Origin of the sequence: Cryomorpha ignava (assembly GCF_010686655.1) — a bacterium.
Lineage (GTDB): Bacteria > Bacteroidota > Bacteroidia > Flavobacteriales_D > Cryomorphaceae > Cryomorpha > Cryomorpha ignava.
Window position 1 is genome coordinate 1 of the sequence record NZ_JAAGVY010000081.1, and the last position, 7783, is coordinate 7783.

At 40.5% G+C, this 7783-nt stretch carries 6 protein-coding genes; 2 read left to right on the top strand and 4 right to left on the bottom strand.

The features are described from left to right. The first annotated feature begins 271 nt into the window (after positions 1–271). The gene (locus G3O08_RS20065) at positions 272–2167 is read left to right on the top strand and encodes a sensor histidine kinase (protein ID WP_163287233.1); all 1896 of its coding nucleotides are present in this window, start codon (positions 272–274) and stop codon (positions 2165–2167) included. A 92-nt stretch (positions 2168–2259) separates the two neighbouring features. Beyond that, the gene (locus G3O08_RS20070) at positions 2260–2913 is read left to right on the top strand and encodes a response regulator (protein WP_163287234.1); all 654 of its coding nucleotides are present in this window, start codon (positions 2260–2262) and stop codon (positions 2911–2913) included. Between the two features lie 41 nt (positions 2914–2954). Here G3O08_RS20070 and G3O08_RS20075 read toward each other — a convergent pair whose 3' ends face one another. The 4 genes from G3O08_RS20075 to asnB form a co-directional block, all read right to left on the bottom strand. Beyond that, entirely contained in the window at positions 2955–3866 is a 912-nt protein-coding gene (locus G3O08_RS20075; protein WP_163287235.1) for a hypothetical protein, read from the bottom strand. Positions 3867–3989: 123 nt separating this feature from the next. Further along, complete coding sequence (locus G3O08_RS20080; protein ID WP_163287236.1) at positions 3990–5117, bottom strand: glycosyltransferase family 4 protein; 1128 nt, start codon at positions 5115–5117, stop codon at positions 3990–3992. Between the two features lie 14 nt (positions 5118–5131). Further along, on the bottom strand, positions 5132–5425 hold the full coding sequence (locus G3O08_RS20085) for a hypothetical protein (RefSeq protein ID WP_163287237.1): 294 nt from the start codon (positions 5423–5425) through the stop codon (positions 5132–5134). Between the two features lie 48 nt (positions 5426–5473). Then, positions 5474–7378: an asparagine synthase (glutamine-hydrolyzing) gene (asnB, locus tag G3O08_RS20090; RefSeq protein ID WP_163287238.1), complete on the bottom strand. Its 1905-nt coding sequence runs from the start codon at positions 7376–7378 to the stop codon at positions 5474–5476. Positions 7379–7783 lie beyond the last annotated feature (405 nt).

A 7783-nucleotide genomic window follows, 5' to 3' on the forward strand; every position in this document is an offset into this window, starting at 1 on the left:
ACGAGCGACGGCACACACCCACACGCTCGCGTCTCGCGAGGGTGGTCTTATCTGGCGTCTCGCCAGGCTCAACTTGATAAAAAATAGTCTAGTAAACAAAACCCTGAAAAATCCAGATTAAAACATTTCACAGCCAAAGAAACCCGGCGAGACGCCGGACGAAACGTCCCTCGCGAGACACGAGCGACGGCCACCCACGCACTCCAAATCAAACAAAATAAAAATTCTGTATCTTTTCGACTAATTTCACGCCCAGAAAACAAAATACATAGTGGCTATAAACCGGATTCAGTGGATTCTTTTTTTCATTCTCTCCCTGGCAAACTCTTTTGTAGGTTACGCCGCACCTTTCATTGGCGACTCAATAATAAAGCTGGAAATCAATGAAGAGCAATTTTTACTCGACCCCAATAATGAATTTAGCTACGACGACGTTAGAAACAAAGCGTTTAACGCTTCAAAAGAAGATGCGGAAAATTTGTTGTCAAAGCTAAACCCGAATCGAAGCGTTTGGACTAAGCTAAATGTAAAAAATCACTCTAATAAAATATATATAGGAGTCATTTACTCTAATCCTTGTACCGAAAAGATCTATTGTTGGGAAGAGAATGGTATTCTTATTAAGAAGAAAATCGGTTTTCTGCTTCCTAATAAAGACGATATTATTTTCTTCGATCGTTACCTCTTACCTATTACATTAAATCCTGGGGAAACTAGAACGTATTACATCAAAACCACGGAGTATGTGAGATATATTTCTTCTGGATCGCTAAATACATTTGTTGGTACTAAAAACGATTTTAATGCTATTAAGCGACCAATAGGAAGTTCAAACCTGGTTAACCTCCACGTGTTTTTCAATGGCTTTCTCATTTTTCAACTCTTTTACATTATGCTGCAGTGGTTTCTGGTGCGAAGAATTGAATACTTTTACTACGTACTTTATCTTCTATCTCTCTTTGCCTATTTCTGGCCGAGACACGTTATATCCACTCTGAGTTTTGAGGGTATCGAAATATTTATATCCCATTTTGTAGCCAATTTTAATGACATTCTCCTCGTTTTGCCGGCTTTTTTCTATTTGCGCTTTATCAGGCACTTTTTAGATATGGCCGTTCACAAGCCGATTTGGAATAAAATTATAAGGTATTTTGAATACCTCTTTCTGCTTTTATCCGTATTGATCTTGTTTACAAATACGTTGATTCCAAATGATTTGCCAAAAAGCGTACTCATTTTGAGCTGTGTAGGCATTCAGTTTGTTTTAAGCCTTCTAGCAATAAGGGGCTTTTATGCCGTAAAAACCAGGCTCGCTCGTTTTGCAATTACCGCCGGAGCAATCGTTATTACCGCACATCTAGCCGCAATGGCAATTTCTGTCTTTAATCTCTATAATTATATTGATATAGCCCCAATAGCCATTACAATGGTGGCCATCATTATTGAGATAGCCATTTTCAATTCAGGACTGCTTTTCAAAGCGCGCCAATTTGAAAAAGACAAATTCAAGGCTCAGACAGTATTACTGAACGAGCTAGAAGACAAGCAAAAGCTACAGCTTGAATACGAGGGCGTGCGCGATAAAATTTCGAGAGATCTTCACGATGATGTGGGCAGCACGCTAAGCAGTGTAAGTATTTATAGCTATGCCGCAAAAGACAAACTGGCCAAAGGAGATCTCACTCAAACCAGAGAGCTCTTGCTTTCCATTGAGAAAAACGCCCTATCTACGCTTAATTCAATGGGCGATTTGGTGTGGGCAATCAACCCACAAAATGATTCTACCGAAAAATTACTCGAGCGCATTAGCACTTTTGGATACAGCATTCTGGCAGTAAACGATTGTAAATTTGACATGGAAATAGATCCTGAATTTTACAATCATAGATTAAACCTGGAGGAACGCCGCAGCATTTTGCTGATTTGTAAAGAAGCTTTAAACAATGCAGCAAAATATGCCAAAGCGGATGATATTTGTTTAAAAATCTATAAGCATGGCCAGAATTTCAGACTTGAACTATCAGACAATGGTAAAGGTTTTGACATCGATAAAACATCCTATGGCAATGGCTTGAAAAGTATGGAAACCCGGGCTCGAATACTTTCAACATTTTTTGAAATCAAAAGTGATCAAAAAGGAACTACAATAAAATTTGATATTGAATAATTATAAAACAAAAGCATACGGTAATGTATATAGCGAGAATTCGTTACATCTCGCAATTGTAAAAAGTAATACCTTGTTCAAAAGTTTAGACCATGGGTAGCAGTGACCAAAAACCTATTCGCGTCGCCATTTTTGACGACAATAAAGAGAGACTGGAAAGCCTTCGGTTTTTGATTGAAATGGACGAAGGCTTACTCTGTGTTGGCACTTTTCCGAATGCCATCAATTCCATAAAAAATATAGAGAAGGTTACGCCCGATATTATTTTAATGGATATTGAAATGCCAGGGATATCGGGTATTGAGGCCGTAAAAAAAATTAAGGTAAAGTATCCTAAAGTAACTATTATTATGCAGACGGTATTTGAGGATGAAACCTTAATTTTTGAAGCCATCAAGGCCGGAGCTTCGGGCTACATTCTCAAAAAAACCACACCCGAAAAGATTATTGAAAGCATTTACGATGCCAATGACGGTGGCGCACCAATGACCCCGGTAATCGCCGCCAAAGTGCTGCGATTCTTTCAAGACACACCTGCAAAGGCTACTCAGGATTATAATCTTACAGAACGCGAAACAGAGATTCTTGGTTTGCTTACCAAAGGATTAAGCTATAAAATGATAGCCGCCAGAATTGATGTTTCTTACCACACAGTAAATGCCCACTTGCGCCATATTTACGAAAAGCTACACGTAAATTCGCTTGGCGAGGCAGTAGCCAAAGCACTTAATGAAGGGTTGGTGTAGTATTGCTATAATAGCAGGTTTCGCAACAACGCTGTTCTCATTTATTCAACTATGGCAGCATAGGATTTCGATTTTAACGAAAGACCAGAAGTTTGAAATCCATAATAAAGGCACTCGTAAGTTTCGGTATCAATAACATAGAAAATTAGGTTTGAGAAGGCAACTGGAATTACCACCGCAGTTCCAGCTCTGTGGTTGGCAATACTTTCACTAAAAGTCTGCTTATCAACAATCTCAAATTTGTTTGGATAAACCTCTTCTATTTCTGATTTTGTAGCAGACGATCTATAAATCACTTCATCGGCATTCAATACAAAGCTTTGGGGCTTCCATCCTTCAGGCTTAACATGGCTTTCGTTTATCAATAAGGTTTTACCTTTTAAAAGCACTGATTTTCCAGCGTATAGTTCTTCCATAAAATTAGCGGCACTTTTACCAGCACTTACCTTGGCTTCAGTTGTTTTGATACTTTGAATGGCGTTATTCATCATTTTTATGGTTGGCTCTATCCGGTAAGCCATATCAGTAATTTCAGATTCTGCCCCCCAAATATCCATCGGAAGTGCGAATATCCAGTTTTGGGCTTTCACCTTATCGATGTTTTTATAACCACCACGTGTCAGAATTAAATACTTATTCGTTCTATCCTTTATCGTTGAATTAGAACTTTCGAGGGTAACCTCAACAGATGCCAAGAAAAATTTCGATTCATCCTGAATCATTTCTTCAAGATCACCACCCGAAATCATCTCATAATCCGTTATTTTCCAATAATTTTTAAAGGCATTTTCCATGGCTTTATCCATGTTGGAATCTCCCGTTTTGGTAACGTAAACTTTTGAAGTAAACAGTGCTTGAAAGTCTTTATCACCTGCACCCTGAAGTGGGAACTGGGCAAAACCAGATAGTGTGATAATCGCGAATAAAACTGTAGCTATAGTTCTAATTTTCATAGTTTTTAGATCTTTTCCGAATCGGAAATTTTTAAGTATGTTTAATTATTTCATTTAAAATTGAAACCTCGAATCATCAAATCTAAAAAAACTTTTGGTTTGTATCCTATAAAAAATAGATGTTTACCGATCGCAAATACGCAATAACTCTTCGGCCAATTTTTCCCAGCCAAATTCTCTTTTAGCTTGCAAACTCCTTTCCATCCGTACTTCTTCCGATTCATTTTCGGCTGCAGCCCAGGCATCAAGATCGGTGCTTGAGCCACGATAAGGCGTTAGGCAATACCCGCCATTGGCAATTCGCTCAAGGCTTTTATCGGCACCTACAACCACCGGCAATCCGGCACCAATGGCCTCAAAAATTGAAATAGCCGGAACGGTATAAAGTGCCAGATCGGCAGCATTATAAAGTGCATTCAAATCTGATTTTGAGGCATATCCCAGCATTTTAATTCGCCCCTTTCCGATAAAAGACTGGAAATTTTCATCCAATTCTCGGCTATATTCATCGCCGGCACTACCCACAACAAGCCACTTTACATGCGGTGGAATTGTGGCCAAAAGTGGAATAACAGCTTCAAGTTTTTTCTCCGGCACCACGCGAGTGGCCGTAATAATCACCTTATCGCTTTCGGAGTAACCCAGCTCTGCACGCTTTGCATTTCGCGAAATGGGAGAAGTATAAAATGCATCTGGCCAAAATCCCAAACTGATAAATTGGGTCTGCTTTCGCAAAATAGCAGCTTCCCTCCCACCCATCATCACAGCAGCGGCTTCAAAGCTTTCGGGGGTATAAGCAACCAAGTTTGCGCTTCCGCGGATGGCTTTTCGATAGGTAGCCTTCTTGAATAAATTAAATAAGATTTTCGTTTTTACCGATCCATTGGCATACGAATAGGTATTGTCACCAAATAGCGAAACCACAGGATATTTAGTGGCAAACACCGGTTTCGGAAACGCTTTACCAAGTCCGATGACCACAACCAGATCGGGCTGAATCCTGTTTAACTTCCTTTTTATTCCGCCGGCAATCACAATCTGACCCAGAGTAAAGCGCGGCTTAAGCCTGGTTACTTCCACACCATCGGGATTATCTCCAAACCCATTCTTCAAATTTCCAACGTAAGCCGGAATAATGGTACTGGTTATAACAGTTGTGCTATGGCCGAGAAACGCAAATGCCCGCGCAAGGTGCACTTCCAGATAACCCAGAGAAGGAATAAAATGCCCGCAGACGATGGTGATTTTCAAGAATTAGGTTTTTTTTATAGGTGCAAAGATAGGTTTGAGTATTGGGTATTGGGTATTGAGTATTGGGTATTGAGTATTGAGTATTGAGTATTGAGTATTGAGTATTGGGTATTGGGTATTGAGTATTGGGTATTGAGTATTGGGTATTGGGTATTGAGTATTGGGTATTGGGTATTGAGTATTGAGTATTGAGTATTGAGTATTGGGTATTGGGTATTGGGTATTGAGTATTGGGTATTGGGTATTGGGTATTGAGAATTAATATCAATCCAATTCTGATCGATAGTTGCATATTGCTTATTGCCCATTGCTCATTGCTACTGCCTATTGCCCATTGCCTATTGCCTATTGCCAATTCAAGCAGTAACCAATTCAACATCAAAAACATCCATCCACCTCAACAGAGCATAGATTCTCCAGTATTCTGTCAATCCCGAATTGCTTTTCAAAGATTTGGAGAAAAGATCGTGTACTGCCCTGGTATCGAGCAGCTCGGAAATAGGTGAGTTTTTAACTTTTTCGAGAATCTCATCTGCCAGTTCCATCCGCCATCTGTCCTGGGGAGCCACAAATCCCAGTTTGTCAATTCGCCATGCAAGAGGTTTTAAATTGTGTTTTTCCAAGCCTATCCGAATCGGATATTTCGTCCAGCCATTTTGTATTTTTACTTCGGGTTTCTGGCCAACAGCCCATTCTACCAGCCTGTGATCCAGAAACGGCACCCGGCTTTCAATGCTGTAGTTCATTGCGTTTCGATCTTCGTATTGCAAAAGTTCATAAAGGCCAAACTCCACACTTCTAAAGCTCAATTCCATAAAATCTGTAGCACCCCTTTCAGGCGACTTCAATTTATTGGCTTCATTCGTATATTCCGAATCTATCAAACTGTATCCCAATCGCTTCTGCTTTCGGGCCATGACCTGCAGCCTTTGCGGAAGTGAATAAAAAGCAGATCGCATCATGGCAGTTTCCATTTCTGGATTGAAATGACGTTTCAGCGCTTTTAGCTCGCGTTTGTATGCGCCCACCTGTCCTGATTTGAGCAGCGATATAAGGTAGGCTCCGGCAAAGGGATAGTAGCCGCCCAAAATCTCGTCGGCACCTTGCCCATCAAGCAAAACTTTTATACCATTTTCAGATGCCAGCTTCATTACGGCTGCCTGTGCAAAAATGGAAGCCGAACCAAATGGGCGTTCCTGGCTGCGAATTAAATCGTCAAAACCGTCTAGAAATTCCTGCGAAGACGGAGTGGTAAAATGCTGCACCAAATTTCTATCGTCAGTGGCAAGCATGCGCGCGTAATTAGATTCATCGATCAATTCGCCGGGAAACGAACAGGTAAAGGTTTTGAAACTTCCTTTATAAAGATTTGCCGCTTCGGCAACAATCAGGCTCGAATCGAGGCCGCCGCTAAGACAAGAACCCACTTCTACATCGGCAATGAGGTGTTCCCTGATGCTTTCGCTGAAAAGCGTCTCAAAACGCTCATCTGCATATTCGCCTTGAGCTACCCGCTCACGCAGATTGTAATATTCTGTTTCTTCAAAATCTAAACTATCCAGATCGTAGGTTCTGAAATGTCCGGGTTTTAAAGCTTCTATTCCTTTAAAGAATGTTTCGTACGGATCGTCAGTTGCTCCATAAACCACAAACTGCAAAAACTTCTTTTGCTCCCATTGCGCTTTCATTCCCGGAAGGGAATGCAATGGTTTTGCCTCGCTCGCAAATGCAAGTCCGCCATTGTGATGAGCAATTAATAAGGGTTTTATTCCAAACCTGTCTCGCGACAAAATGAGTTTTCTTTGCTCAATATCTACAATTGCCAAAGCCCACATACCACGAAATTTCGCGAAAGCTGCTGTGCCTATTTTTGCGTAAAGCAGCAGAATCATCTCGGTATCCGTTCCCGATTTTACTTCGAGTTTGTGTTCAGCAATAAGTTCACGGTAATTGTAAATCTCACCATTAAAAACAATGTGGATATTTTTAGTTGGATGAACCATTGGTTGATGCCCTGCCGGAGAAAGATCGAGTATAGACAACCGTCGGTGAAGCAATGCACAAGGTGTGGAAGAATCAATATTGAGCTTTTCAAACTTCGATTCCGCAGAATCAGCACCCGAAAAAGATTCTGGTTGTCCTTTTTCAAACACTGTAAACCCTTCATCATCAGGACCACGATGCCTGAGCAAATCAGACGCCTTGAGCAAATTACTGCCTTTGGCGCCCGCAAAATTCCACAATCCAAATATTCCGCACATAGATTAAATTCCGAAAGGTCAATATTAACTGAAATTTGTGGACATGGATACTTTGGCACAAAATTCAGGTTGGAATCCAAAAATAAATTGGCGTATTCGGAAGATGATTCGTAAATTCTCTATTCTTTAATCATGCATTACGTTGAATAATGACGAATTGAATATTGACCGGAAAGAATTAATCAATTGGATTAAAAACTTGGATAATGAAAACCTACTTATCTTTTTAAATACCCTAAGGATTTGTATCCACCCGACCAACTACACCGCCTGATTTTCCAACTCACCAAAGCTTGTTAACTTTTCTGGTATGTCTATATTCCCAGGGAAGAGTTCAAAAAGTTTGTTGACCGGATGATCGGCGATTTTGCCAAGCACGGCAGTAAGCCAGGCCATAGGTTCTAC